The sequence below is a fragment of the Pseudomonas sp. SDI genome (assembly GCF_003105155.1).
Lineage (GTDB): Bacteria > Pseudomonadota > Gammaproteobacteria > Pseudomonadales > Pseudomonadaceae > Aquipseudomonas.
On record NZ_QETK01000032.1, the window covers coordinates 29,829 to 52,689 of the forward strand.

The following is a 22,861-nucleotide window of genomic DNA, read 5'->3' on the forward strand; positions in this document are numbered from 1 at the left end:
ACCGGTCAAGCCTACCACATTCATTGACCGGCTTTGACAGCCGGCGACACGCCGCATGCAAACCGCACTCAGCCGCGCGGGTGGTGCCTGGCGTGCAGTTCTTGCAGGCGCGCGCGGGCGACGTGGGTGTAGATCTGGGTGGTCGACAGGTCGCTATGGCCCAGCAGCATCTGCACCACGCGCAGGTCGGCACCGTGGTTGAGCAGGTGAGTGGCGAAGGCATGGCGCAAGGTATGCGGCGACAGCGCCTTGCCGATTCCGGCCACCTGGGCCTGATGCTTGATGCGGTGCCAGAAGGTCTGGCGGGTCATCTGTTCACCGCGGTTGCTGGGGAACAGTACATCGCTGGGACGGCCGTTGAGCAGTTCGTTGCGGCCGTCGCGCAGGTAGCGCTCCAACCACACCACGGCCTCCTCGCCCATCGGCACCAGACGCTCCTTGCTGCCCTTGCCCATGACCCGCAACACGCCCTGGCGCAGGTTCAGCTGATCGAGGGTCAGGCTGACCAGCTCGGTGACCCGCAGGCCACAGGCATACAGCACTTCGAGCATGGCACGGTCGCGCTGGCCGATCGGCTCGCTGAGGTCCGGCGCCTGCAACAACGCTTCGACATCGGCCTCGGACAGCGACTTGGGCAACGGCCGGCCCAACTGCGGCATCTCCACCTGCAGGGTCGGATCGATCTCGATCAGCTTCTCGCGCAGCAGGTAGCGATAGAAACCGCGCAGCCCGGACAGAAAACGCGCCGTCGAACGCGGCTTGTAGGCCTGCTCCAGGCGCCAGGCCAGGTGGTCGAGGATCAACTCGCGGCCGGCGGCCGGCAGTTCGACGCCGAGCGCCTGAAGCCAGCCGTTGAACAGCGCCAGGTCGCTGCGATAGGACAGGCGGGTGTTGTCCGAGAGACCTTTTTCCAGCCACAGGGCATCGAGAAACTGGTCGATCAGGGGGTGGTCGATAGCGGGCATGACGGCTCGGTGGTAAGGCGAAGAAATGCCGCTAGTCTTCCATATCAGCGCCAGCTTAGGGAGCACGAATGAACGAACAGCAGATCCTTCTCGCCTTCGGTGGCATCGGCGCGGCGGCGCTGGGCTGCCAGTGGCTGGCCTGGCGGTTGAAATTGCCGGCCATCCTGTTCCTCTTGCTCAGTGGCATCCTCGCCGGGCCCCTGCTCGGCTGGCTCGACCCACAGCAATTGTTCGGCCCGCTGCTGATGCCGCTGGTGTCGCTGGCGGTGGCGCTGATCCTGTTCGAAGGCAGCCTGACCCTGCACCTGTCGCAATGGCAGGATATCGGCAGCGTGGTGCGCCGGCTGGTAACCCTCGGTGCACTCGCCACCTGGCTGGTAATTGCCGTGGCCACACACTGGCTGCTGGGCTTCGACTGGCCACTGGCGATCCTGTTCGGTACCCTGACCCTGGTCACCGGGCCGACGGTGATCGTACCGATGCTGCGGGTGGTGCGGCCGAAAGCGGCGATTGCCAACATCCTGCGCTGGGAAGGCATCGTCATCGACCCGATCGGCGCACTGCTGGCGGTGGTGGTGTACAGCTTCATCATTGCCGACGCCGAGGGCAACGGCATCAGCCAGAGCCTGATGACCTTTGCCGGTGTAATCGCCTGCGGCACCGCGTTCGGCGCGGTCGGCGGCTGGATCCTCGGCCAGGTGATACGTGAACAGTGGCTGCCGGAATACCTGCACAACCTGGCCTCGCTGGCGGCGGTACTGGGCATTTTCATCGCGGCCAACCAGGTGCTGCACGAGTCCGGCCTGCTCGCGGTGACGCTGATGGGCATGTGGCTGGCAAACATGAAAGGCGTGGACGTTCGGCAGATCCTGCACTTCAAGGAAAACCTCAGCGTGCTGCTGATCTCCGGGCTGTTCATTCTGCTGGCGGCGCGTCTCGACCTGCATGCCCTGCTCGGCCTCGGCCCGGCGGTACTGGCCCTGCTGCTGGTGATCCAGCTGATCGCGCGACCACTGAGCGTATGGCTGTCGACCTGGGGCTCGCCGCTGAAGTGGCGCGAGCGGATGCTGCTGGCCTGGATTGCACCGCGCGGCATCGTCGCGGCGGCGGTGTCGGCGATCTTCGCCAGTCGCCTGGACCAGGCCGGGCACGACAATGCCCTGCTGTTGGTGCCGCTGACGTTCGCCGTGATCATCGGCACGGTGCTGCTGCAAAGCGCCACGGCGCGGCCGCTGGCGCGGCTGCTGAACGTCGCGGAGCCGGCGCCCAGCGGTTTTCTGATCGTCGGCGCCAACCCGCCGGCGCGGGCCATCGGCAAGGCCTTGCAACAGCTCGACTGCCGGGTGCTGCTGACCGATTCGAGCTGGGAGAACATTCGCGCAGCGCGGATGGACGGCTTGCCGACCTACTTCGGCAACCCGGCGTCGCAGCATGCTGACGCACACCTGGACCTGGTCGGGCTCGGGCATTTGCTCGGGCTGTCGCCGGCGGGCGAGCTGAATACACTGGCCTGCGCGCGGTTCCGGCATGATTTCGGCAAGCAACGCCTGTTCGTGCTGGCCAGCGGGCTGGAGGCCCGGCGCAGCGACAAGCACCGCGCCAGCGACGAACATCGGGGGCAGGTGCTGGGCAGTCAGTCGCTGACCTATTTGCAGTTGGCCAATTTGCTGCATCAGGGCGCACAGCTGTACAGCACGCACCTGACCGAGGCGTTTGGCTGGGAAGAATACTGCGCCCTGCATGGCGAACGGGCGACGCTGCTGTTTGCCCGTGACGGGCATGACTGGGTGCACGTGTTCGGGCCGGCAAGCACACTCAAGCCGGGGCCGGGGTGGACGGTGGTGGCGTTGATTCAGCAGGCACTAGGGCCGACGTGAGCGCCCCAACTGTTTTTGTAGGGGCGGGTGTGTCCCGCGATGCTTTTAGAAGCCCGGCAGCACCGGCACCGGCCGCTTGTCTTCATCGATGGCCACAAAGCTGAACAAACCATGAATCGCCTTCTCCCGGCTGTCACAGCTCATGCTCTCGACAAACACTTCCACCTCGACCTTCAGGCTGGTATTGCCCACCTTTACCACCGTACCCACCAGCTCGACAATCGAACCGGCGGCAATCGGGTGCTTGAAGTCGATGCGGTCGGTCGACACCGTTACCAACGGCAAGCGGCAAAAGCGCGTCGCCGCAATGAACGACACTTCGTCCATCCACGCCAACGCGGTGCCGCCGAACAGGGTGTTGTGGTGGTTGGTGGTCGACGGGAATACCGCCTTGGTCACGCGGGTTACCGACAACTCGGTGCGGCGCTGGATTTCCTGCTCTCTCGGGGTCATGGCATCACTTGAAGGTACAAATTACAAACAATAAAAAAGCAGCCCGAAGGCTGCTTTTTTCGCATGGCGGTTGTAGCCGCCGGTCAAACTGTCATCAGGACAGTTTTTCCTTGATGCGAGCGGCTTTACCGGACAGGTCGCGCAGGTAGTACAGCTTGGCTTTACGCACGTCACCACGACGTTTCACGGCCAGGCTGTCGATTTGCGGGCTGTAGGTCTGGAAAGTACGCTCAACGCCAACACCGTTGGAGATCTTGCGAACAGTGAAAGCACTGTTCAGACCACGGTTACGCTTGGCGATTACAACGCCTTCAAAAGCCTGCAGACGCGAACGATCGCCTTCCTTCACTTTCACCTGAACGACGATGGTGTCGCCCGGGGCAAAGGTCGGGATCTCTTTGGACATCTGCTCAGCTTCGATCTGCTGAATGATTTTGTTGGTCATGCTGTGCTCCTAAGGTAAATCGTCAGATCTACCATCGATACGTTAACTATCGTTCCGCTCACGGAGATACTCCTCGAGCAGCTTCTTCTCTTCTCCAGAAAGTGAGCGACTTTCCAGAAGATCGGCGCGTCGTTCATAGGTCCGCCCAAGGGACTGCTGTAAACGCCATCGCCGGATGTGTGCATGGTTGCCACTGAGCAACACGTCGGGAACACGCTGATCCGCATATACCTCCGGTCGGGTGTAATGCGGGCAATCCAGCAGACCATCGGTAAAGGAGTCTTCCTCCGCCGAGGCCGCATGCCCTAAAGCTCCGGGCAGCAGTCGTGTAACCGCATCGATCAAGACCATCGCCGGCAGCTCGCCGCCAGACAATACATAGTCTCCAATCGACCACTCTTCATCGACATGAGCCTCAATAAAGCGCTCGTCAATGCCTTCATATCGACCGGCTATCAGAATCAACGATTCCTGCTTCGCCAGGTCTTGGACCGCCGACTGCGTCAGCTTGCGGCCTTGTGGCGACAGGTAAATAACCTTCGCCGTCCCCCCGGTTGCCTGCTTGGCGCTTGCCAGAGCATCTTCCAGAGGCTTGATCTTCATCACCATGCCCGGACCACCGCCAAACGGCCGATCATCTACCGTATGGTGACGATCTGTGGTGTAGTCCCGCGGGTTCCAGCAGTTGACGTGCATCAACCCCTGTTTGACCGCGCGGCTGGTAATGCCGTACTCAGTGATGGCCGAGAACATCTCGGGGAACAACGTAATGACATCTACACGAAGGCTCGCCATCGTTTAGAAGTCCGCGTCCCATTCAACCCTCATCTCGCCTGCACCCAGGTCGATTGCCAGCACGCATTGCTCCGTATAGGGCAACAGACGCTCGCGATCATCCAGGCTGCCTGCGCAAGGCTTGACCACCATTACATCGTTCGCGCCGGTCTCCAACAGGTGATCAACCTTGCCGAACAGATGTCCGTCCTGGTTGATGACTCGCAGACCTACCAACTGGTACCAGTAGTACTCGTCGACAGGCAGGTTGGGCAAAAGGCTACGCGAGATACAAATCTCATAACCGCTCAGAAGACGCGCTTCGTCACGATCATCGAGCCCTTTGAGCTTGGCGACCAGATCCTTTTGAGTGGAACGGCCACTGACCAGCTCGACCTGCTTGACCTTACCTTCATGCCGAAGCGTCCAGTGTCGGTACTGCAACAGGTTTTCAATCGGATCGGTAAAGGAATAGACCTTCACCTCGCCGCGAACGCCGTGAACCGAAAATATCTTGCCGACAACGATCAAGTCATCAGCGCTTTCTGGCGTCGCGTTCATATTGCTCAGGCAGCAGCCTTGGCAGCTTCCTTCAGCAGCTGAGCAACGCGCTCAGACGGCTGTGCGCCAACGCTCAACCAGTGAGCAACGCGGTCTTCCTTAACGGACAGACGAACTTCCTGGCCACGAGCGATAGGGTTGAAGAAACCAACCTGCTCGATGTGCGAACCGGTAACCGGGTTACGCGAGTCGGTCACGGTCAGGTGGTAGAATGGGCGCTTTTTAGAGCCGCCACGGGCAAGACGGATGGTTAGCATTGAACATCGTTCCTGTAGTCGGTGCTGCAAATCAAAATGCACAGCGGGCACGGGTGCCCGAAAGGCCGCATATTCTCAAGGAATACACGGACTTTTGCAAATGCCTTTTTCCGGCAAGCAAAAGCCTGCCTTACTGACTTGCACGTTACGCTGCCTTATATAGAGCAGCAGTGATCCCGCGCATGGCGGGAGTTCCGTCGGTCGGCTCGTTACAGCCAGGCCAACCGACTGGATTCGGATTACAGCTTCGGCATGCCGCCACCTGGCATCATGCCGCCCAGGCCGCGCATCATCTTGGCCATGCCGCCTTTGGCAGAGAACTTCTTCATCATCTTCTGCATCTGCTTGTGCTGCTTGATCAAGCGACCGATGTCCTGCACCTGGGTACCGGAACCGATGGCAATCCGGCGCTTGCGCGAACCGCTGATCAGATCAGGGTCACGGCGCTCGGCCGGGGTCATCGAGTTGATGATGGCTTCCATCTGCTTGAACTGCTTCTCGGCAGCGCCCTGGGCGTTGCCCATCTGCGCCAGGTTGACCCCGCCGATGCTGGGCAGCTTGTCCATCAGACCGCCAAGGCCGCCCATGTTCTTCATTTGTTGCAACTGGTCGCGGAAGTCTTCGAGGTCGAAGCCCTTGCCCTTCTTCAGCTTCTTGGCCAGTTTGTCGGCCTTTTCCTTGTCGAGGGTCTGTTCGGCCTGCTCGATCAGGCTGAGCACGTCGCCCATGCCGAGGATGCGCGAGGCGATCCGGTCGGGGTGGAACGGCTCGAGGGCTTCGGTTTTCTCGCCCATACCGATGAACTTGATCGGCTTGCCGGTGATCGCGCGCACCGACAGGGCGGCACCGCCACGGGCGTCGCCGTCGACCTTGGTCAGAATCACGCCGGTCAGCGGCAGCGCCTCACCGAAGGCCTTGGCGGTATTGGCCGCATCCTGGCCGGTCATGGCGTCGACCACGAACAGGGTTTCGATCGGCTTGACCGCAGCGTGCAGGTCCTTGATCTCGCCCATCATCTCGGCGTCGATGTGCAGACGACCGGCGGTGTCGACGATGACCACGTCGATGAATTTGAGTTTGGCTTCGCGGATCGCCGCTTCGGCAATGGCCACCGGCTTCTGGCTGATGTCCGACGGGAAGAAGGTCACACCGATGTCGTTGGCCAGGGTTTCCAGCTGCTTGATCGCCGCCGGGCGGTAGACGTCGGCCGACACCACCATCACGGTTTTCTTCTTGCGCTCTTTAAGGAAGCGCGCCAGCTTGCCGGCGGTGGTGGTTTTACCCGCACCCTGCAGACCGGCCATGAGCACCACCGCAGGCGGTGCGGCGTTGAGTGCCAGGTCTTCGTTGGCGGCGCCCATCAGGCCTTCGAGTTCGGCCTGGACGATCTTCACGAACGCCTGCCCCGGTGTCAGGCTGCGCGATACCTCGGTACCGACCGCACGCTCCTTGACCTTGTTGACGAAATCCTTGACCACCGGCAGGGCGACGTCGGCCTCGAGCAACGCCATGCGCACTTCGCGCAGGGTGTCTTTGATGTTGTCTTCGGTCAGCTTGGCCTTGCCGGTGACATGGCGCAGCGTCTGTGACAGACGGTCGGTCAGGTTTTCAAACATGGGGATCCTTTCAGGCTCTGTAGAACCGAGGTTTATCAGCTGCCATGGGCCTTTCGGCCAGCCTAGGGCAAGGGCAGGCCGGCGATTATAACGAAGACTCGCGCCAGCGCACACCATGCCGTCGGCAAGCAGTCTTCCTTGGTGGGCGCGTTCTATGCCAAACTCAACGACTTTCGGGCTTGCCTAACAGGACTTATGCTCCCCTTGTCACCCAGTTTGCTACCCAATCTGATCGCCGCCTGCCTTTATGCCGCCGCGATTATCTACCAAGGCACCCGCCTGGCCCAAGGCACCAAGGCCGACAAACGGCTGCTTGGCCTGCTCGGGGCGATCGCCGTCGTGGCCCAGGGCACCGCGTTGTTCTGGCAACTGCTGACGCCGCTGGGCCTGAGCCTGGACTTCTTCACCGCCGCCAGCCTGATCGCCACGGCAGTCATCGCCCTGACCCTGCTGGCGACGCTGAGCATCCCGGTGGAAAACCTGCTGCTCCTGCTGTTCCCGCTGGGCCTGGTCACAGCCTTGGCCGCACAGTTCGCCCCACCGGGCACCACGCCGCTGATCAACGAAGAGCCGGGCATCCTTGCGCATATATTGCTGTCGATCCTGGCGTACGGGCTGTTCACCATCGCGGTGTTCCAGTCGCTGTTGCTGCTGCTGCAGGATCACCAGCTCAAGCACAAACACCCGTCCGGGCTGATCCGCAATTTCCCGCCGCTGCAAACCATGGAAAGCCTGCTGTTCGGTTTCCTCTGGGCTGGCTGGATCTTCCTGTCGCTGTCGCTGCTGTCCGGCTGGCTGTTCCTCGACAACCTGTTCGCCCAGCACCTGGTGCACAAGACCCTGCTCGCCTGCCTGGCCTGGATCGTCTTCAGCGTGCTGCTGTGGGGCCGCAACCGCCTCGGCTGGCGTGGACACAAGGCGATTCGCTGGACCCTGGCCGGGTTCTGCCTGCTGATGCTGGCGTACTTCGGCAGCAAGCTGGTACGCGAATTCATTCTGCACATCTGACAGGCGGCCCATGGACACTCTGCCGTTAGGCCCGCTGCTGGCGATTCTGGCCCTGGCACTGCTCTGGTCGGCGCTGTTCAGCGCGGTGGACGCCGCGCAACAGCAGCTCAACGCCAGCCGGCGCAACGGCCAAACAGGCGAGCGCCCAAGCCTGGACGTCGCGCCCCAGGCGCTGGTGCTGTGTTCGACCCTGGGCAAGCTGCTGGTGCTGGCCTTGGCCTGCCTGATGGGCCAGCGCTGGCAAAACGAGCATGGCTTCTGGGTGGCCGGTCTCAGCGCCGCTGCCGTGCTGCTGATTGTCGCCGAATACCTGCCCCGCCAACTCGCCCGACGCAACCCCGAGGCCTTTATCGGCCTGGGCAACAGCCTGCTCAAAGCCCCGTTGAAAGTGCTGCAGCCGCTGGCCTGGCTGCTCGATGCCTGCGCCCGGCTGCTACTCAAGCCATTCACGATCAAGGCGGCGACGGTCAACCAGCACGACAGCAACGCGCTGCTGGAGGCCGACACAGCGAACGACACTGCGCAGCGCCACGACCTCCTCGACAGCCTGAAAAGCCTCGACAAGGTCACGGTCAACGATATTCTCGTGCCGCGCAACGACGTCGACGGGATCAACCTCGACGAGCCGATCGAGCAGATCATCGAACAGCTGATCCTCAGCCGCCACACGCGCCTGCCGGTGTTCCACAGCGACATCAACCAGGTGCAGGCCATCCTCAACACCCGGCAGATCGCCCACCTGCTGCCGCGCGCCGAGCTGACCATGGAAAGCCTGCTGGCCGCCTGCTACGAGCCGTACTTCGTGCCGGAAAGCACTCCGCTGCAATTGCAGTTGCTGAACTTCCACAAGCAGCAGCGGCGCCTCGGCGTGGTGGTCGATGAGTACGGCGAGGTGCAGGGCATCGTGACCCTGGAAGACATCCTCGAAGAAATCGTCGGCGAGTTCGAAGAAGAACACAACCTCGACAACCCGCACATCCATCCTCAGGCCGACGGACGCTTCGTCATCGAAGGCACCGTGTCGATCCGCGAACTGAACCGCAACCTCGGCTGGCACCTGCCCAGCGACGGCCCGAAGACCCTCAACGGGCTGGTCACCGAAGCGCTGGAAAGCATTCCGGAAAGCGCGGTGTGCCTGAAGATCGGTCGCTATCGCCTGGAAATCCTCGAAACCGAAGACAATTGCGCCAGCCGCATACTGGTCTGGATGGTCGCCCGCTAGCTATTCCGCCCTGCTCCCGGCTACGGCCTGAGTTATGGCGTGTCGACGCTGGGTTACAGCCGGGAAACCTTCCTTGGCCTGCTGTGCCTTGCCGTGGTCTTCATGGCCTTGGCGACGCCGTTATCGACCTGGCTGAGCGACCGTTATGGGCGCCGGTCGGCGGCGTGCTGGCGATTCTCTCGGGCTTTACCATGGAGCTGCTGCTGACTTCGAGGTCGACTGCGGGGGGTGGCGCTGCTCCGCGTGATTGCCGTGCTGTGCCTGAAGGAAACCCGCCACGCGGAGCTGCAAGCGGCTGCGGCGTTAGCGCAGATCGCCGGCAATACGTGCTCCCACCCAAGGAGCAAGCATTGCCGACGAAGCGACGTTCAGCCCAGCATCAAAGCTCGACGTTCACCGCCTGCGAAGCGCGGGTGGCCTTCGAACGCGCCGCTTCGATCGACTCGTCGCGCGCCAGGCACACGCCCATCCGCCGCTGACCATTGACCTCCGGCTTGCCAAACAAGCGAATCGCCGTGTCCGGCTCGCTCAAGGCGGCACCTAGGTTATCGAACGCGGTCTGCTGCGACTGCCCTTCCACCAGAATCACCGCCGACGCCGACGGCCCGAACTGGCGGATCAATGGAATCGGCAAGCCGAGGATCGCCCGCGCGTGCAGTGCGAACTGCGACAGGTCCTGGGAAATCAGCGTCACCAGCCCGGTGTCGTGCGGGCGCGGCGAGACTTCGCTGAACCACACCTGATCGCCCTTGACGAACAACTCCACGCCAAACAAGCCACGCCCGCCCAGCGCCTCGGTGACCGCCTTGGCAACCCGCTCCGACTCGGCCAGCGCCTTCGGACTCATTGCCTGCGGCTGCCAGGATTCCTGATAGTCACCCTTCTCCTGGCGATGGCCAACCGGCGCGCAGAAGGTGGTGCCGCCGACATGGCGTACGGTCAGCAAGGTAATTTCATACTCGAAGTCGATAAAGCCCTCGACGATCACCCGGCCCTTGCCGGCGCGGCCGCCTTCCTGAGCGTAGTCCCAGGCCTTCTGCAGATCGTCGGCGCTGCGCAGCAAGCTCTGGCCCTTGCCCGAGGAGCTCATCACCGGCTTGACCACGCACGGATAGCCGAGGTCGGCGACTGCCTTGCTGTAGTCCTCGAAGGTGTCGGCAAAGTGGTACGGCGAAGTCGGCAGGTCCAGCTCTTCGGCCGCCAGGCGGCGAATGCCTTCGCGGTTCATGGTCAACTGCGCGGCGCGCGCGGTCGGCACTACAGTGAAGCCTTCGTTTTCCAGCTCGACCAGGGTCGCGGTGGCGATGGCTTCGATTTCCGGAACGATGTAGTGCGGCTTCTCGGCTTCGATCACTGCACGCAGCGCGGCGCCGTCGAGCATGTTGATCACATGGCTGCGATGCGCCACCTGCATGGCCGGGGCATTCGCGTAACGGTCCACGGCAATCACTTCAACGCCCAGGCGCTGCAGTTCGATTACCACTTCCTTGCCCAGCTCGCCGCAGCCACACAACAGTACGCGGGTCGCGGTCGGCGACAATGGGGTTCCGATACGGGTCATTTCAGGTCCTCAGAGGGAAGGAATCCAGGGCCGCCCCGCACTCGGTGCAACCCGGTGGCTCGGCGCAGCCATAGGCTGCTGCCAGGTAAAAACGAGCGCCATTTTACATCAACCGGGCAACCAGGCCTCAGCCGGTAATGGCGTTTTTGCGCAGGCGCCAGGCCATCGCCAGCCACACCACGGTGACGCCGGCGAACTTCGACACCAACGCGGTGCCGACCACCGCCGGCGTCAACGCGCCGATCATGCCGAAGAAAATGAACGTATCCAGCGGAATGCTCAGCGCCGAACTCAGCCACAAGCGGTCGTGCAGCGGGCGCCGGGTGATGCTGAACACCAGCCAGTCGATGCATTCCGAAACGGCAAAGGCAGTGGCGCTGGCCAGGGCGATGGCCGGGTCTGAGGTGACATAGGACAACACCAGCGCCGCCAGCATGGCGACGATCGCGCCGTGGCCGAAGCGGGTTTGCACCATGTCGCGCAGGACGAATACCAACCCGCCCCAGGCAGACCAGATCACGTCCAGGTGCGGCGCACTGGAAAAGGCGTAGTTGATCAGCACCACACTGCTGATATAGGCAATCAGAAAGAGCATAGGAACACCGCAAGACTAGCCGTACAGGGTACTTGAGCGTCCCGGTACGGCCAAGCCCGGGATCAACCGGCGGGCAGGACCAGGCCGGCAGCTACCGCGCGTTCATGGCACAGCCCCAGCACCTGGCGCCGTTCGCTGTTGTCCATGCGCCCCCAGCGGGTGATTTCGGCGGCCGTGCGCTGGCAGCCGGTGCAGATGTCCTGTTCGTCCAGCGCGCAAATGTTGACGCAGGGCGACGTCACCGGACGCTCGGGGCTACTCATTCCGGCTCCTGCGGCGCCAGTTCGCGGGCGTAGCGCTGGGCGTTGTGCACGTAATGCGCAGCGCTGGCTTCGAGCATGTTCTTCTGCGCTTCGGTCAACTCGCGCACCACCTTGCCCGGCGAACCCATGACCAGCGATCCGTCGGGAATTTCCTTGCCTTCGGGGATCAGCGCATTGGCGCCGATGATGCAGTACTTGCCGATTTTGGCGCCATTGAGGATCACTGCGTTGATCCCGACCAGGCTGAAGTCGCCTACTGTGCAGCCATGCAGCATGGCGTTATGCCCGACGGTCACGCCCTTGCCCAAGGTCAGCGGCGAGCCCATGTCGGTGTGCATCACCGAACCGTCCTGGACGTTGCTGTTTTCGCCGATGTCGATCAGCTCGTTGTCACCACGCAGCACCGCGCCGAACCAGACGTTGGCGCCGGCCTGCAAACGCACCTTGCCGATCAGGGTGGCGTTCGGTGCAGCCCAGCTTTGCGGATGGGTCTCGACCCGATGGTCGCCCAGACGGTATTTCATGGGGGGTCCTCACGGTGAACAGCTGGCGGGTGATCGCGCTCAAATAGGGGTGAAGCGCTCAGGCGGCTGATGCAGGCTGATGCGCGCATCGTAAAGCAAGTTGACCAGCTCGACGATCATGATCGCCGACAGGCCCCAGATCTTGTACTCGCCATAGCGGTAACTGGGTACGTACCAACTGCGGCCCTGATAGTCGATGCGGTGAGTGTGGTCGCGCGGGTCCTGGCGGAAGAACGCCAGCGGCACAGTGAATACCGCGGCAATTTCGGCATCGTTGGCGCGGTATTCGACGTAATCCGGGATCAACCCGACAAACGGCGTTACCTTCAGGCCATGCAGCGACACCAGCGGGCTCAGCGGGCCGATGATTTCGACCAGGCCGGGCGGCAGGCCGATCTCCTCTTCGGCTTCGCGCAGCGCGGTGAACACCAGGTCGGGGTCTTCCGGGTCACGCCGCCCGCCCGGAAAGGCGACTTCGCCACCGTGGGTGGACAGGCCCTTGGCCCGCAGGGTGAGCACCAGCTCGGGTTCCTCACTGCGAGTGATGGGCAATAACACGGCGGCCTCGGGGAAACGACTGTCGGTCTCCAGGGTGCTTGGCACATGACTGCTCACTCGGCGAAGTAAGTCGTCCAGCATGGTCTCTCTCGTTCGGTAGGCTTCCTGCATCATGCACCAAAGCCGCAGCCTGCCCAAGCCCCTGCGACACTCCGCTTGCGGGCCTGGTTGCAGCGGCGCGAAGATAGGCGCAGCCAACAGGAAGATAAGCATGAAATTCTGCAGCGCGTGCGGCAAAACGGTAACCCAACGCATCCCCGAGGGCGACAATCGCCCGCGTTACGTGTGCGACCACTGCCAGACCATCCACTATCAAAACCCCAACATCGTCACCGGCGTTCTGCCCAGCCATGGCAGCCGGGTACTGTTATGCCGGCGTGCGATAGAGCCGCGCCGGGGCTACTGGACCCTGCCCGCAGGGTTCATGGAAAACGGCGAAACCCTGGAGCAGGCGGCCCGCCGCGAAACCGTCGAGGAAGCCTGCGCCCGCGTCGGGGCGATGAACCTGTATCACCTGTTCGATTTGCCGCATATCAATCAGGTGCACGTGTTCTTCCGGGCGGAGCTGACCGATCTCGATTTCGCCGTCGGGGTCGAGAGCCTGGAGGTGCGCCTGTTCGAGGAAAGCGAGATTCCCTGGGACGAGCTGGCTTTCAGGACCGTGAACCGTACCCTAGAATGCTATTATCGCGACCGCAAAACGCAGGCCTACCCGATTCGCAGCGAATGCCTGCCGCCGCTGTTCGCCACGCCACTCACGATCGCCCCCTAAGCGGGTATTACTTTCAGGGATACTGTTTCATGCGTTGGTTGCTTGCCCTCTTCTGCCTCAGTCTGGCTTCGGTGTCGCAGGCCGCGTTCACGGAAACCATCGTGACCAAGCCGTTCACCAAGACCGCGCCATCCCCCCTGATCCCCGCGCCGAAACCAACGACGATCGACAAGATCCTGGTGCTCAAGTCCGAGCGTCGCCTGCAACTGATCAGCGACGGCGCGCCGCTGAAAACCTACCGCATTTCCCTCGGCAAACAGCCCAAGGGCGCCAAGGTCCGCGAGGGCGACAAGCGCACCCCGGAAGGCTTCTACTGGATCGACTGGCGCAAGGTGTCCGAGCGCTACAACCTGGCGATGCACGTCTCCTACCCGAACATCAGCGATTCGGCCAAAGCCCGCAGCGAAGGTGTCAGCCCCGGCGGCATGATCATGATCCACGGCACGCCGCAGGGCGGCGAATACCCCGAGGAAGTCTTCCATACCCTGGACTGGACCGAAGGCTGCATCGCCATGACCAACCGCGACATGCGCGAGGTGTGGAACCTGGTGCCGGACGGCACGATGATCGAGATCCGCCCGTAACATCAGGCATTAGCGCCAGGTTAGCGTCCGCTCCAGCTCGGTCGATTCCGGCGCCAACCAGCGCGCACTGAGCAGCACCGGTTGCAGCGCCGCGCCCGGCTCGACCCGGCCACGCAACTGCGCGCGCCGGGCGAGCAGGTCGGCATCCAGTTCAGCCTGATGCTGGCCAGCCAGGCTCAGTTGCCCCAGCAGGTGCAGGCCGTTGCTGCAGTCGACGTGCAGGCTCGACTCGCCCAGCGCCAGGCTCCAGGGGGCGCTCAGGGCCAACTGGCTCACGCGCAATTGCCCTTGTGCCGCCGTGCAGGTACTGCCAGCACCCTGCAATTCGACCCGTCCCTGCCAGTCGCCACTCAGACGATAGCCGCTGGCGAGCGTACCGCGCAGCGGTTGCGGTTCCAGCGTTGCCCGCCAGTTCCACGGCCAGCCGCTCAAGCTCAGTTGCCAGTTCTGCCCCTGAAAACCGGCGTTGGCCTCGGCGTACAAACGCCACGGCTGCCACTGCCAGCTCAGCGGGCCGACATCGCCCAACTGGCGCGCCTGGCCATGCCACAGGCTTCCGCTCAGGCCCTGCACCTGGACCGGCAACAACCCGCCGAACCAGCGTGCCGGCAGTGCACCGAGCACGCTCAGGCCGAACACCGCGACCACCCACAACCAGCGCCGACGGCTCATGGTTGCACCGTCACATCGAAACGCAAACCGCCCTCGGCCTGTTCCAGCCCCCAGCGCAACGGCCGGCTGCCGTCGCGTTGCAGTTGCTGCAACCAGTCCTGAAACACCTGCTCGCTCGGCAGTTGGCCACGTACCTGCCAGCCCCCGTCCTGCGGTTGCAGGTGGTCGATGACAATCTGCCGGGCCTGGGCGCTCTGCTGCAGTTGTTCGGCATCGATCCGGGCACCGGCTTGCAGGCTGGCGGCCGACACCGCCAGCGCCTGCCATTGCGTCAGCGTCTGCCAGCGGCCGAGGCCTTCGCGTAGCGCCAACACCAGCAGCAGGGTGGCGAGGGTGGCCCAGGCCAACGGCATCAGCCAGCGCCGCTCAAGGTTGAGGTTCATGACGCTGCTCCCAGGTCGAAGACCAGACTGACCCCATCGTCCGCCTCGGCGACCGACACCGTTACCCCGGCCTCGCTGGCCAGGGTCTGCCATGGTCCGGTCGTGGCAGGCCCGTGCAAGCGGAGCGTCCAGCGCTGCCCGTCGAACTGCGCGGCGCTCAGCCGCCAGCCCGCCTGCGCACTCAGCCAGCCAGCCAGTTGCGTCTGCAACGCATCGAGCTGACGCAGCCGCAGTTGCCGCTCATCCTCGGCCTGACGCTGGCGCTTGAGCAATTGCGCCGCCTGTCGTGGCGTACTGACCGGCCCCACCGCCGCCGCCACCTGGGCCTGATAGAGCGCCGCCTGCCGCCACTGCTGGTTCAGCCACAGGCCGCCCCAGATCGCTGCCAGCAGCAGGCAGGCGGCCGCCACCTGCCACTGGCCCGGCGCCAACGCCAGCTTCAGACGGCGCGCACGGCGCTGCTCGAACAGGCTCGGCAGCCGGTCCAGCTCGGCCCATTGCACCGGCCAGTCACCGTCGATCACCTGTAGCGCCATATCGCCCCATGCACTCGGCAAGCCCTCCCCCAGCACCGCAGGCCAAGCCAACCAATGCTGACGCCCCTCGGCCGTGCAACCTTTGAACAGGCTCAGGTCGCCGCTGCGCCGCCAGCACCAGGCACTGCCCGGCGCCGTCGTCGGCAGCAGCTGAAACTCGGCCCAGCAACGCTCGACCCCCAACTGCCACTCGGCGCAGGTCTGCAACCAGTCGTCGAGCCGGGCCTGTGCGACGCTGACCAACGCCAGTTGGCCGCCGTCGCGGGACACGCAACCACACGCCAGCTCCTCGGCCGCCTGCAACAGTCGATCTTCGAGCAGCAGCGGCCATTCTTCGCGCTTGAGGCCTGGCGGCGCCGGCAGCTGGAAATGGCTGCACAGGCTGCCCGGCAGGATCAGCGCCACCTTCACCCCCGGCTCCTGCGGCGGCCGGCCAAGGCCGCTTGCCAGCAGCCGGCCCTGCTCCAGCCGCGACCAGCTCCACGGCTGCGGGCGCAGCAACAGCCAACGTTGCGGCGGGCGACGCGGCCAGCGTTCAACCTTCATGATCGGCCCCATGGCAGGGCAAAAGTACAGACATACGGTGCTCCATCACGCTGGAATTCCAGGCGTACGCCACGGTCCGGCTGGGACCGTTCGGCAGACGGCCAGGCCAGCCACTGGCTGCCCTGGCGAAATGACACGCTGGGAGCGCCAACCCGCTCCAGTTGCTCGCGCAGCGTCCACTGCGGCTTGCCGGCCGCATACAGGTCGGCCGAGGTTTCCAGCAGCAAGCGTTCGCTGCGCCGGTCGTAGCTCAGGCGCTGGCGCTGCAGGCGCGAACCGCCCTCCACCGCCGGCCAGGCGCTCAGCGCCACCCACTGCAATTGATTGCTGGCGGGTTGCCAGTCAAGCCAATCCATTTTCAGCGGCAGGCGGTGCTCGGACAGCTGGCGCAGCACCGTGCTGTCGAAACGCCGCTCCAGCGCCAGGCAGAAGTTGAGCACTTGCGACGCCTGGGGCTCCTGGCCGAGCCGCTCGCGCACGCCGAGCCAGCCGTTGACCAACGCCGATAGCAGCACGCCAAGCAGCGCGGTCAAGGCCAGGGCCACCAGTAGCTCGATCAGGGTCAGGCCCTGCTGCCGGCGCTTCACGGTCGCACCAGAAATACGCGGTACTGGCCCAGCGCTTCGCGCTGGTCGCGGTCGGCGAACAGGCTCAGCTCGCCGCGGCGCAGGTTGCGCACACCAGTGTTGCCCAGCTTCAGTTGCCAGTGACACCGTGCAGCGCCCTGCTGCAATTGACCATCGACCAGACTCTGCGCCGGCCAGAACTGCTCCACGGCAAAGCGCGCTTGCAGCTCGCGGGCGCAGAGCGCGCCGAGGCGATGCTGCTGCACACTCTGCTGCACCGCCAGGCGCTGGCGCAGTACCTGGCTGGTCATGATCGCCAGGGTGGCCGCGATGGCCAGGGCGACGGTGACTTCCAGCAAGGTGAAACCCCGTTGCCCGTTCATGGCGTGCGCGTCGTCAGCAGCCGGCCGCTGGCGTCCCAGCGCCACTGTTCGGCGCCCTCGGGCCAGTGCCAGCGCAGTGCGCGGGGCTGGGCCACACCGGAGGGGGTGAAGATCAGCTGCGGGGTCTGGCTCGGCACCCAGTCGGCGCGCAGGCTGCCCGGCCAATCGCCCAGGGCCACCGGCTCCAGCTGCCAGCGCTGGTTGACCATGCGCACGAACTCCGGCCGCGTGCCGGTCCAACGCAAGCCGCGCAGTTGCCCGGCATGCACGGCCTGGTCAGCCTGCTGGCGACTGAGCGCGGCCAACCGCTCCAGCGCTTGCCGAGCATGGGCCTTGCCGCTGTCGAGCCAAGCCACACCGAGGCTGGTCAGCAGCCCGGCGATAAACAGCACCACCAGCAGTTCAAGCAGACTGAACCCGCGCTCGCTCGACACCCTCAGAGTTCCCAGTTACCCAGGTCGGCGTCGATCCCCTCGCCGCCTTCCACGCCGTCGGCGCCCAGCGAATAGATGTCGACCCGGCCGTGCTCGCCCGGCAGGCGGTATTGATAGGCGGTGCCCCACGGGTCCTGCGGCAGGCGGCGGATGTAACCATCGGCACGCCAGGCACGCGGGATCGGCTCGACGCTCGGCTTGGCCACCAGCGCCGCCAGGCCCTGGTCGTTGCTCGGGAAGCGCAGGTTGTCCAGGCGGTACATGTCCAGTGCCTGTTCCAGGGTCGACAGGTCGGCCATGACTTTCTGTTTCATCGCCTTGTCCTGGCTACCGAGCACGCTGGGCGCGACCACCGCGATCAGCAGGCCCATGATGAAAATCACCACCATGATTTCCATCAGGGTGAAGCCGCCCTGGGCGGACCGGTTTCTGCGCATCGTCTTGCTCCTTTTAAAGTGTCAGGCCCTGGTTGAGCTGCATGATCGGCAACAGCACGGCGAGCACGATGAACAGCACCACCGCGCCCATCACCAGAATCATCAGCGGTTCGAACAACGCCATGGCCGTGTCGACCTGGCGGGCAAAACCGCGCTCTTGATTGTCGGCGACCCGTTCGAGCATGTCCGGCAAGGTGCCGCTGGCCTCGCCACTGGCAACCATGTTCAGTAGCAACGGTGGGAAGTGGCCGCTGGCATCCAGCGCGCGGTGCAGGCTGACGCCACTTTCCACATCGCTGCTCACCCGTTGCAGGGCCAGGCGAATGCGCCGGTTGTTGACCGTGGCCGTCGCCACCTGCAGCGCTTCCAGCAGCGGCACGCCGCTGCCGGCCAGAATCGCCAGGCTGCGCGACAGCCGCGCGCTCTCCAACACCGCGAGCAAGGCGCCGATACGCGGCAGGCGCAGCAGCAGATCGTCGCGGCGCAGGCACCAGTGCGGTTTGCGTAACAGCCAGGCGCCGCCCAGCATCAGCAGCATCGCGCCGCCAAACAGCCAGGGCCCGAGCAGGGTCAAGGTATCGCTGATGCCGATCAGCAGCGTGGTGACCCACGGCAGGCTCTGCCCGGCATGGGTAAACTGCTCGGTGAGTTTCGGCACCACGAAGGTCATCAGCCCGACCACCACCGCCAGCGACACGCCCATCAGCACGCAGGGATAGATCAGCGCGGTGCGCGCCTTGTGCTGCTGGCGCTGAACCTGCTCCAGGTGTTCGGCCAGGCGCTCCAGCACCTGGGCCAGGCGCCCGGAACGTTCGCCGGCCTCGACCAGCGCGCAATACAGGCCGGAGAACAAGCCGCCCTGACGGGCGAAACTGCGCGCCAGGCCAAGGCCTTCGGCCAGCGAACCACGCACCGCCACCAGCAGGTTGCGCAGCGCCGGCTGTACCAACTGGCGCTCCAGCGTGGCCAGGGCATCCACCAGCGGAATGCCGGCACCGGTCAGCGTCGCCAACTGCCGGGTCAGCTCGCACAACTGAGCGCGGTTGACCCGCTGCCGGCGCGGCGTCTGGCTGCCCGCCTGCTGACGCTGCAACTGCCGGGCAAACAGGCCCTGCTCGCGCAACAGTTGGCGCGCGTGGCGTTCGCTGTCAGCCTGCAGACTGGCCTTGTGGGTCTGGCCGGCGAGATCGACGGCCTGGTAACGGTAGGTCGGCATCGGTCAGCCCTGCACTGCGCGCAGCACTTCGGCGAGGGACGTGTCGCCGCGCGCCAGGCAGTCGCTGGCCATACCGGCCAGGCTCTGCCGACGGCCGTCGAGGTAGTCCTGCATGGCCACCTCGCTGGCACCGGCATAGAGCAAGGCGATCAGCCCGGCATCCAGTTCGATGAATTCGTAGAGCCCGAGGCGTCCGCGATAGCCGCTGCCCTGGCAATCCTCGCAACCGCGCGGGTGATAGCTGTGAGCGAGCCTGTCGAGTTCCGGCCACAGCGAGCACTCGGCCGCCTGCAAAGGCTGGCGCACCGCGCAACTGCACAGCCGCCGCACCAACCGCTGGGCCAGTACCCCGCGCAGGCACGAAGCGATCAGAAACGGTTCGATGCCCATGTCGCGCAAGCGTGTAACCGCGCCCACCGCGCTGTTGGTGTGCAGGGTCGACAGCACCAGATGACCGGTAAGGCTGGCCTGCACGGCGATCTGCGCGGTCTCCTGGTCACGGATCTCGCCGAGCATGATCACGTCCGGGTCCTGGCGCAGGATGGCGCGCAGGCCGCTGGCGAAGGTCAGGCCGGCGCGCGGGTTGATGGCGGTCTGGCCGATACCGGCGATGGCGTATTCCACCGGGTCCTCGACGGTGAGGATATTGCGGCTGCCGTCGTTCAGGCTGTTGAGGCTGGCGTACAGCGTGGTGGTCTTGCCCGAGCCGGTCGGGCCGGTGCTCAGGACAATCCCGTTGGGCCGCCCGAGGCAGCCGCGCAGGCCCTGCTCGACCGCCGCCGGCATGCCCAGGTTGGGCAGCGCGAGCAGGCTGGCCTGCTTGTCGAGCACCCGCATCACTACCCGTTCGCCATGAATGCCGGGCAGGGTCGAAACCCGCACGTCTACTTCACGCCCGCCCGAGCGCAAGGTGATACGGCCGTCCTGGGGTTGGCGTTTTTCGGCGATGTCGAGGCGGGCCATGACCTTGATCCGCGACACCAGCATCGCCGACAGCGCGCGTGGCGGGCGCAGCAGTTCACGCAGGTGGCCGTCGACGCGCAGGCGCACCACCAGGCTCTGCTCGAAGGTTTCGATATGGATGTCCGAGGCCTGGCTGCGCAGCGCCTCGGCGAACAGGCCATTGATCAGGCGGATCACCGGCGCCTCGTCGTCGCTTTCCAGCAAGTCTTCGATGTGCGGCATTTCGCTCATCAGGCCATCAAGGTCGACCTGCGCGCCAATACCTTCGATCAACGCCGCCGTGGCACCGTCGCCGGCCTGATAAAGCTGGCCGAGGCGCTCGTCGAACGCGCGGCTGTCGAGCCGGCACACGGCCTCAGGCTGGCCCTGCGCACGCAGCAGTTCCTGCAACTGATCGCTGTCGGCATCGTCGCGCAGCCACAGGCTCCAGCCGCTGGCACCGGGCACCAAGGCCAGGCCGGTTTGCCGCGCCAGCCGGTAAGGCAGCAGCGCCATCACCAGACGCCCTCGCCCATCCGCGCCCGGCTTGAGGGGAAGACCTTCTGCAGTTGGGCACCGTCGGCCAGGCTTGGCACCTTCAGCGGCGTGTCGCGTTGCAAGTGCTGGTATTTGTCAGCGCTGTAGTCGGCCAGGCTCGGGCCGTCGCGCAGGATCCGCGGGCGGATGAAGACCATCAGGTTCTGCTTCACCCCCTGATGACCGTTGGAACGAAACAGCGCGCCGAGCCCAGGAATATCGCCGAGGAACGGCACCTTCTGCTTGCTTTCGGTGAGCTGGTCGCTGATCAGCCCGCCGAGAATCACCAGGCCGTTGTCCTCGACCATGACCTTGGTCTTGATCTCGCGCTTGTTGGTGATCACGTCGCTGGCCTTGACGTTGTCGGCAATCGACGAGACCTCCTGAACGATGTCCAGGCGCACGGTGTTGTCGATGTTGATCTGCGGCTTGATGCGCAGCTTGACCCCGACCTCCTTACGCTCGATGGTCTGGTACGGGTTGGTGTTGTCCTGGGTTACCGAACCGGTCACGAACGGTACTTCCTGGCCAACCAGGATCGACGCCTCGGCGTTGTCCAGGGTCAGCAGGGTCGGCGAGGACAGCAGGTTGAAGCCGCTCTGGCTCTTCAGCGCATTGACCAGCACGGCGAAGTTGAAACCGCCGCCGAAGTTGCCCAGGCCGGCGGTGATGCCGTTGCTGGCCGAGAGCAACTTGCCCAGCGCGGCGTTATCGCCGGCGGCGGCCGCGCCGGCAATGCTGGCGATGTTCGGCCCGCCAGCACCGAAGTTGATCACCCCGGCGCCGAATTTCTCGTCGGCGAACAGCCACTGCACACCCAGCTCCTGGGCACGCGAATCCGACACCTCGGCAATGATCGCCTCGACCACCACCTGGGCGCGGCGAATATCCAACTGCTCGACGATGTTGCGGTAGGCCGCCAGTTCGCTGTCGGGGCCGACCATGACCACGGCGTTGGTGCCCTCTTCGTATTCCAGGCGAATGCCCGAGCTGCTGGTCGGCACCCGTGGTGCGTCGCCCTTGGCCGCTTCGCCCTCGCCGCCCGGCGCCGGCAGGGTGTCCTGGCTGAGACTGCGCAGCACCTTGACCACTTCGCTGGCGTTGGCATGACGCAGGTAGATGACCTGGGTGTTGGAACTGCGCAGGTCGTCGCGTGGACGGTCCAGCTGGCTGAGCAAGGCGCGCACGCGCTCGCGGCTGTCGGCGCTGCCGCGTACCAGCAAGGCGTTGCTGCGCGGGTCGGCGATCACCTGGGCGCTGTCGGCGCCGCCCTGCTCGCGCGCCAGCAGACGGCTGATCAGTTGGCTGGTGTCGGCGGCGCTGGCATGTTTCAGCGGCATCACTTGCAGCGGTTCCTCGCTGACCTGATCGAGCTGCTTGAGCAGGCTGTCGATGCGTTCCAGGTTGCTGCGCCAGTCGGTCACCACCAGCAGGTTGGCCGCTGGGTAAGGCGTGATCACGCCGACGCGGGGGTCGATCAGCGGCTTGAGAATGCCGAGCATCTGTTCGCTGGCCGCATTGCGTACGCTGAACACGCGGGTGGCCATGCCGTCGCTGCGGTCCTTGCGTTTGGCGCCATTTTCCACCGGCACCGGCTCCAGCCGAGCAGCCTCATCGGGGACGATCTTGACGTTGCCGTTGGGCAGGTCGACAGCAGCGAAGCCTTGCGCACGCAACTGCGCGAGAAAGATGTCGTAGATCGCCTCGCTGTCGTGGCGATCGACAGTGCGCACAGTGACCTTGCCTTTCACTCGCGGGTCGACGATGAACGTGGTGCCGGTGATCTGTGACACGCTGTCGATGAATTCGCCCAGGTCGGTGTCGACGAAATTCACTTCGTACAGCGGTGTTTCCTCATCGTCCGGCACCTGCGGCTCTTGCGCCAGGGCCAGGGGCGCGGCGAAGCTCAGCAGCGCGGCGAGGCAGTAAGTAGCGATCATCGTTCATCCTTGGCGCTGAGTTTGTCGGGGCGGAAGTTTGGGGAGGTTGTGTGACGGTTTGATGGCCGTTGGTTGACGACAAAACCCCTCGTAGGACTTTTCGCCATCTCGCGACAGACGCTTCCCAACCTTCCTAACCCACCGTTTCTACGCACTTTTCTCGCCTACCCTGCGCCTACTTCAGACGGTTCGCACGGATGCCTCGCCGTCTTTCTGCGGTTCGAGCACAGGGAG

27 protein-coding genes and 1 pseudogene are annotated in these 22,861 nt (G+C 64.5%); 6 read left to right on the top strand and 22 right to left on the bottom strand.

The window, feature by feature from the left end:
• Nucleotides 1-68: 68 nt before the first annotated feature.
• Nucleotides 69-965, bottom strand: coding sequence for a site-specific tyrosine recombinase XerD (gene xerD / locus DCO48_RS19040; RefSeq protein WP_116552154.1), 897 nt, complete (start codon nt 963-965; stop codon nt 69-71).
• Nucleotides 966-1,033: 68 nt separating this feature from the next.
• Here xerD and DCO48_RS19045 point away from each other — a divergent pair, with 68 nt between their 5' ends.
• Nucleotides 1,034-2,842, top strand: coding sequence for a sodium:proton antiporter (locus DCO48_RS19045; protein ID WP_116552155.1), 1,809 nt, complete (start codon nt 1,034-1,036; stop codon nt 2,840-2,842).
• Between the two features lie 45 nt (nt 2,843-2,887).
• On the opposite strand, the gene DCO48_RS19050 is transcribed toward DCO48_RS19045, so the two are convergent.
• The 6 genes from DCO48_RS19050 to ffh form a co-directional block, all read right to left on the bottom strand.
• On the bottom strand, nt 2,888-3,295 hold the full coding sequence (locus DCO48_RS19050; RefSeq protein ID WP_116552156.1) for an acyl-CoA thioesterase: 408 nt from the start codon (nt 3,293-3,295) through the stop codon (nt 2,888-2,890).
• Nucleotides 3,296-3,389: 94 nt separating this feature from the next.
• Complete coding sequence (gene rplS, locus DCO48_RS19055; protein WP_010220244.1) at nt 3,390-3,740, bottom strand: 50S ribosomal protein L19; 351 nt, start codon at nt 3,738-3,740, stop codon at nt 3,390-3,392.
• Between the two features lie 42 nt (nt 3,741-3,782).
• Entirely contained in the window at nt 3,783-4,535 is a 753-nt protein-coding gene (trmD, locus tag DCO48_RS19060) for a tRNA (guanosine(37)-N1)-methyltransferase TrmD (RefSeq protein ID WP_116552157.1), read from the bottom strand.
• A 3-nt stretch (nt 4,536-4,538) separates the two neighbouring features.
• The gene (rimM, locus tag DCO48_RS19065) at nt 4,539-5,075 is read right to left on the bottom strand and encodes a ribosome maturation factor RimM (RefSeq protein ID WP_116552158.1); all 537 of its coding nucleotides are present in this window, start codon (nt 5,073-5,075) and stop codon (nt 4,539-4,541) included.
• 5 nt (nt 5,076-5,080) lie between these two features.
• Complete coding sequence (gene rpsP / locus DCO48_RS19070; protein WP_116552159.1) at nt 5,081-5,332, bottom strand: 30S ribosomal protein S16; 252 nt, start codon at nt 5,330-5,332, stop codon at nt 5,081-5,083.
• 239 nt (nt 5,333-5,571) lie between these two features.
• Nucleotides 5,572-6,948: a signal recognition particle protein gene (ffh, locus tag DCO48_RS19075; protein WP_116552160.1), complete on the bottom strand. Its 1,377-nt coding sequence runs from the start codon at nt 6,946-6,948 to the stop codon at nt 5,572-5,574.
• 195 nt (nt 6,949-7,143) lie between these two features.
• On the opposite strand from ffh, the gene DCO48_RS19080 reads away from it, so the two are divergent.
• From DCO48_RS19080 to DCO48_RS23025, 3 genes and pseudogenes are all read left to right on the top strand, one after another.
• Nucleotides 7,144-7,956: an inner membrane protein YpjD gene (locus tag DCO48_RS19080; RefSeq protein ID WP_116552161.1), complete on the top strand. Its 813-nt coding sequence runs from the start codon at nt 7,144-7,146 to the stop codon at nt 7,954-7,956.
• A gap of 10 nt (nt 7,957-7,966) precedes the next feature.
• Nucleotides 7,967-9,178: a transporter associated domain-containing protein gene (locus DCO48_RS19085; protein WP_116552162.1), complete on the top strand. Its 1,212-nt coding sequence runs from the start codon at nt 7,967-7,969 to the stop codon at nt 9,176-9,178.
• Nucleotides 9,179-9,202: 24 nt separating this feature from the next.
• Nucleotides 9,203-9,405 (top strand): annotated as a pseudogene (locus DCO48_RS23025) (MFS transporter); the annotation flags it as partial.
• A gap of 152 nt (nt 9,406-9,557) precedes the next feature.
• Here the strand turns inward: DCO48_RS23025 and purT are convergent.
• The 5 genes from purT to DCO48_RS19115 form a co-directional block, all read right to left on the bottom strand.
• The gene (gene purT / locus DCO48_RS19095; protein ID WP_116552163.1) at nt 9,558-10,739 is read right to left on the bottom strand and encodes a formate-dependent phosphoribosylglycinamide formyltransferase; all 1,182 of its coding nucleotides are present in this window, start codon (nt 10,737-10,739) and stop codon (nt 9,558-9,560) included.
• 127 nt (nt 10,740-10,866) lie between these two features.
• Nucleotides 10,867-11,334 (bottom strand): VUT family protein, encoded by a 468-nt coding sequence (locus DCO48_RS19100; protein ID WP_116552164.1) that lies wholly within the window; start codon nt 11,332-11,334, stop codon nt 10,867-10,869.
• A 62-nt stretch (nt 11,335-11,396) separates the two neighbouring features.
• Nucleotides 11,397-11,597: a DUF1289 domain-containing protein gene (locus DCO48_RS19105; protein ID WP_116552165.1), complete on the bottom strand. Its 201-nt coding sequence runs from the start codon at nt 11,595-11,597 to the stop codon at nt 11,397-11,399.
• Nucleotides 11,594-12,121, bottom strand: coding sequence for a gamma carbonic anhydrase family protein (locus DCO48_RS19110; protein WP_116552166.1), 528 nt, complete (start codon nt 12,119-12,121; stop codon nt 11,594-11,596). The genes DCO48_RS19105 and DCO48_RS19110 overlap by 4 nt, the downstream gene beginning before the upstream one ends.
• A 39-nt stretch (nt 12,122-12,160) precedes the next feature.
• On the bottom strand, nt 12,161-12,760 hold the full coding sequence (locus tag DCO48_RS19115; RefSeq protein ID WP_116552167.1) for a CoA pyrophosphatase: 600 nt from the start codon (nt 12,758-12,760) through the stop codon (nt 12,161-12,163).
• A gap of 130 nt (nt 12,761-12,890) precedes the next feature.
• On the opposite strand from DCO48_RS19115, the gene DCO48_RS19120 reads away from it, so the two are divergent.
• Together DCO48_RS19120 and DCO48_RS19125 are read left to right on the top strand one after the other, a co-directional pair.
• The gene (locus DCO48_RS19120; RefSeq protein WP_116552168.1) at nt 12,891-13,451 is read left to right on the top strand and encodes an NUDIX hydrolase; all 561 of its coding nucleotides are present in this window, start codon (nt 12,891-12,893) and stop codon (nt 13,449-13,451) included.
• Nucleotides 13,452-13,480: 29 nt separating this feature from the next.
• On the top strand, nt 13,481-14,035 hold the full coding sequence (locus DCO48_RS19125) for a murein L,D-transpeptidase family protein (protein ID WP_116552169.1): 555 nt from the start codon (nt 13,481-13,483) through the stop codon (nt 14,033-14,035).
• Between the two features lie 9 nt (nt 14,036-14,044).
• On the opposite strand, the gene gspN is transcribed toward DCO48_RS19125, so the two are convergent.
• Genes gspN through gspD form a run of 10 tightly spaced genes read right to left on the bottom strand, consistent with a single transcriptional unit; the run spans nt 14,045 to nt 22,627 of the window.
• On the bottom strand, nt 14,045-14,707 hold the full coding sequence (gene gspN / locus DCO48_RS19130) for a type II secretion system protein N (RefSeq protein ID WP_116552170.1): 663 nt from the start codon (nt 14,705-14,707) through the stop codon (nt 14,045-14,047).
• Nucleotides 14,704-15,090: a type II secretion system protein GspM gene (gene gspM, locus DCO48_RS19135; RefSeq protein WP_256584107.1), complete on the bottom strand. Its 387-nt coding sequence runs from the start codon at nt 15,088-15,090 to the stop codon at nt 14,704-14,706. Before gspM ends, gspN begins: the two co-directional genes overlap by 4 nt.
• Nucleotides 15,087-16,172: a GspL/Epsl periplasmic domain-containing protein gene (locus DCO48_RS19140; RefSeq protein ID WP_256584108.1), complete on the bottom strand. Its 1,086-nt coding sequence runs from the start codon at nt 16,170-16,172 to the stop codon at nt 15,087-15,089. The genes gspM and DCO48_RS19140 overlap by 4 nt, the downstream gene beginning before the upstream one ends.
• Nucleotides 16,169-16,759 carry a prepilin-type N-terminal cleavage/methylation domain-containing protein gene (locus DCO48_RS19145; protein WP_116552172.1) on the bottom strand — a complete coding sequence of 197 codons (591 nt, stop codon included), beginning with the start codon at nt 16,757-16,759 and terminating at the stop codon, nt 16,169-16,171. The genes DCO48_RS19140 and DCO48_RS19145 overlap by 4 nt, the downstream gene beginning before the upstream one ends.
• On the bottom strand, nt 16,756-17,121 hold the full coding sequence (locus tag DCO48_RS19150) for a type II secretion system protein GspI (RefSeq protein WP_116552173.1): 366 nt from the start codon (nt 17,119-17,121) through the stop codon (nt 16,756-16,758). The genes DCO48_RS19145 and DCO48_RS19150 overlap by 4 nt, the downstream gene beginning before the upstream one ends.
• Nucleotides 17,118-17,555, bottom strand: coding sequence for a type II secretion system minor pseudopilin GspH (gspH, locus tag DCO48_RS19155; RefSeq protein ID WP_116552174.1), 438 nt, complete (start codon nt 17,553-17,555; stop codon nt 17,118-17,120). The genes DCO48_RS19150 and gspH overlap by 4 nt, the downstream gene beginning before the upstream one ends.
• Nucleotides 17,556-17,557: 2 nt before the next feature.
• A complete protein-coding gene (gene gspG, locus DCO48_RS19160) occupies nt 17,558-17,992 on the bottom strand; it encodes a type II secretion system major pseudopilin GspG (RefSeq protein ID WP_116552175.1) in 435 nt (144 codons plus the stop codon).
• Nucleotides 17,993-18,005: 13 nt separating this feature from the next.
• A complete protein-coding gene (gene gspF, locus DCO48_RS19165) occupies nt 18,006-19,208 on the bottom strand; it encodes a type II secretion system inner membrane protein GspF (protein WP_116552176.1) in 1,203 nt (400 codons plus the stop codon).
• Between the two features lie 3 nt (nt 19,209-19,211).
• Nucleotides 19,212-20,660, bottom strand: a complete 1,449-nt coding sequence (locus tag DCO48_RS19170; protein WP_116552181.1) for a GspE/PulE family protein — start codon at nt 20,658-20,660, stop codon at nt 19,212-19,214.
• A gap of 5 nt (nt 20,661-20,665) precedes the next feature.
• On the bottom strand, nt 20,666-22,627 hold the full coding sequence (gspD, locus tag DCO48_RS19175; RefSeq protein WP_116552177.1) for a type II secretion system secretin GspD: 1,962 nt from the start codon (nt 22,625-22,627) through the stop codon (nt 20,666-20,668).
• Nucleotides 22,628-22,861 lie beyond the last annotated feature (234 nt).

What these genes read in the sequence shown, in the direction of transcription:
- xerD (WP_116552154.1), bottom strand. Translation starts at nt 965, where the DNA reads ATGCCCGCTATCGACCACCCCCTGATCGACCAGTTTCTCGATGCCCTG.
- DCO48_RS19045 (WP_116552155.1), top strand. Translation starts at nt 1,034, where the DNA reads ATGAACGAACAGCAGATCCTTCTCGCCTTCGGTGGCATCGGCGCGGCG.
- DCO48_RS19050 (WP_116552156.1), bottom strand. Translation starts at nt 3,295, where the DNA reads ATGACCCCGAGAGAGCAGGAAATCCAGCGCCGCACCGAGTTGTCGGTA.
- rplS (WP_010220244.1), bottom strand. Translation starts at nt 3,740, where the DNA reads ATGACCAACAAAATCATTCAGCAGATCGAAGCTGAGCAGATGTCCAAA.
- trmD (WP_116552157.1), bottom strand. Translation starts at nt 4,535, where the DNA reads ATGGCGAGCCTTCGTGTAGATGTCATTACGTTGTTCCCCGAGATGTTC.
- rimM (WP_116552158.1), bottom strand. Translation starts at nt 5,075, where the DNA reads ATGAACGCGACGCCAGAAAGCGCTGATGACTTGATCGTTGTCGGCAAG.
- rpsP (WP_116552159.1), bottom strand. Translation starts at nt 5,332, where the DNA reads ATGCTAACCATCCGTCTTGCCCGTGGCGGCTCTAAAAAGCGCCCATTC.
- ffh (WP_116552160.1), bottom strand. Translation starts at nt 6,948, where the DNA reads ATGTTTGAAAACCTGACCGACCGTCTGTCACAGACGCTGCGCCATGTC.
- DCO48_RS19080 (WP_116552161.1), top strand. Translation starts at nt 7,144, where the DNA reads ATGCTCCCCTTGTCACCCAGTTTGCTACCCAATCTGATCGCCGCCTGC.
- DCO48_RS19085 (WP_116552162.1), top strand. Translation starts at nt 7,967, where the DNA reads ATGGACACTCTGCCGTTAGGCCCGCTGCTGGCGATTCTGGCCCTGGCA.
- purT (WP_116552163.1), bottom strand. Translation starts at nt 10,739, where the DNA reads ATGACCCGTATCGGAACCCCATTGTCGCCGACCGCGACCCGCGTACTG.
- DCO48_RS19100 (WP_116552164.1), bottom strand. Translation starts at nt 11,334, where the DNA reads ATGCTCTTTCTGATTGCCTATATCAGCAGTGTGGTGCTGATCAACTAC.
- DCO48_RS19105 (WP_116552165.1), bottom strand. Translation starts at nt 11,597, where the DNA reads ATGAGTAGCCCCGAGCGTCCGGTGACGTCGCCCTGCGTCAACATTTGC.
- DCO48_RS19110 (WP_116552166.1), bottom strand. Translation starts at nt 12,121, where the DNA reads ATGAAATACCGTCTGGGCGACCATCGGGTCGAGACCCATCCGCAAAGC.
- DCO48_RS19115 (WP_116552167.1), bottom strand. Translation starts at nt 12,760, where the DNA reads ATGCTGGACGACTTACTTCGCCGAGTGAGCAGTCATGTGCCAAGCACC.
- DCO48_RS19120 (WP_116552168.1), top strand. Translation starts at nt 12,891, where the DNA reads ATGAAATTCTGCAGCGCGTGCGGCAAAACGGTAACCCAACGCATCCCC.
- DCO48_RS19125 (WP_116552169.1), top strand. Translation starts at nt 13,481, where the DNA reads ATGCGTTGGTTGCTTGCCCTCTTCTGCCTCAGTCTGGCTTCGGTGTCG.
- gspN (WP_116552170.1), bottom strand. Translation starts at nt 14,707, where the DNA reads ATGAGCCGTCGGCGCTGGTTGTGGGTGGTCGCGGTGTTCGGCCTGAGC.
- gspM (WP_256584107.1), bottom strand. Translation starts at nt 15,090, where the DNA reads ATGAACCTCAACCTTGAGCGGCGCTGGCTGATGCCGTTGGCCTGGGCC.
- DCO48_RS19140 (WP_256584108.1), bottom strand. Translation starts at nt 16,172, where the DNA reads ATGAAGGTTGAACGCTGGCCGCGTCGCCCGCCGCAACGTTGGCTGTTG.
- DCO48_RS19150 (WP_116552173.1), bottom strand. Translation starts at nt 17,121, where the DNA reads ATGAACGGGCAACGGGGTTTCACCTTGCTGGAAGTCACCGTCGCCCTG.
- gspG (WP_116552175.1), bottom strand. Translation starts at nt 17,992, where the DNA reads ATGCGCAGAAACCGGTCCGCCCAGGGCGGCTTCACCCTGATGGAAATC.
- gspF (WP_116552176.1), bottom strand. Translation starts at nt 19,208, where the DNA reads ATGCCGACCTACCGTTACCAGGCCGTCGATCTCGCCGGCCAGACCCAC.
- gspD (WP_116552177.1), bottom strand. Translation starts at nt 22,627, where the DNA reads ATGATCGCTACTTACTGCCTCGCCGCGCTGCTGAGCTTCGCCGCGCCC.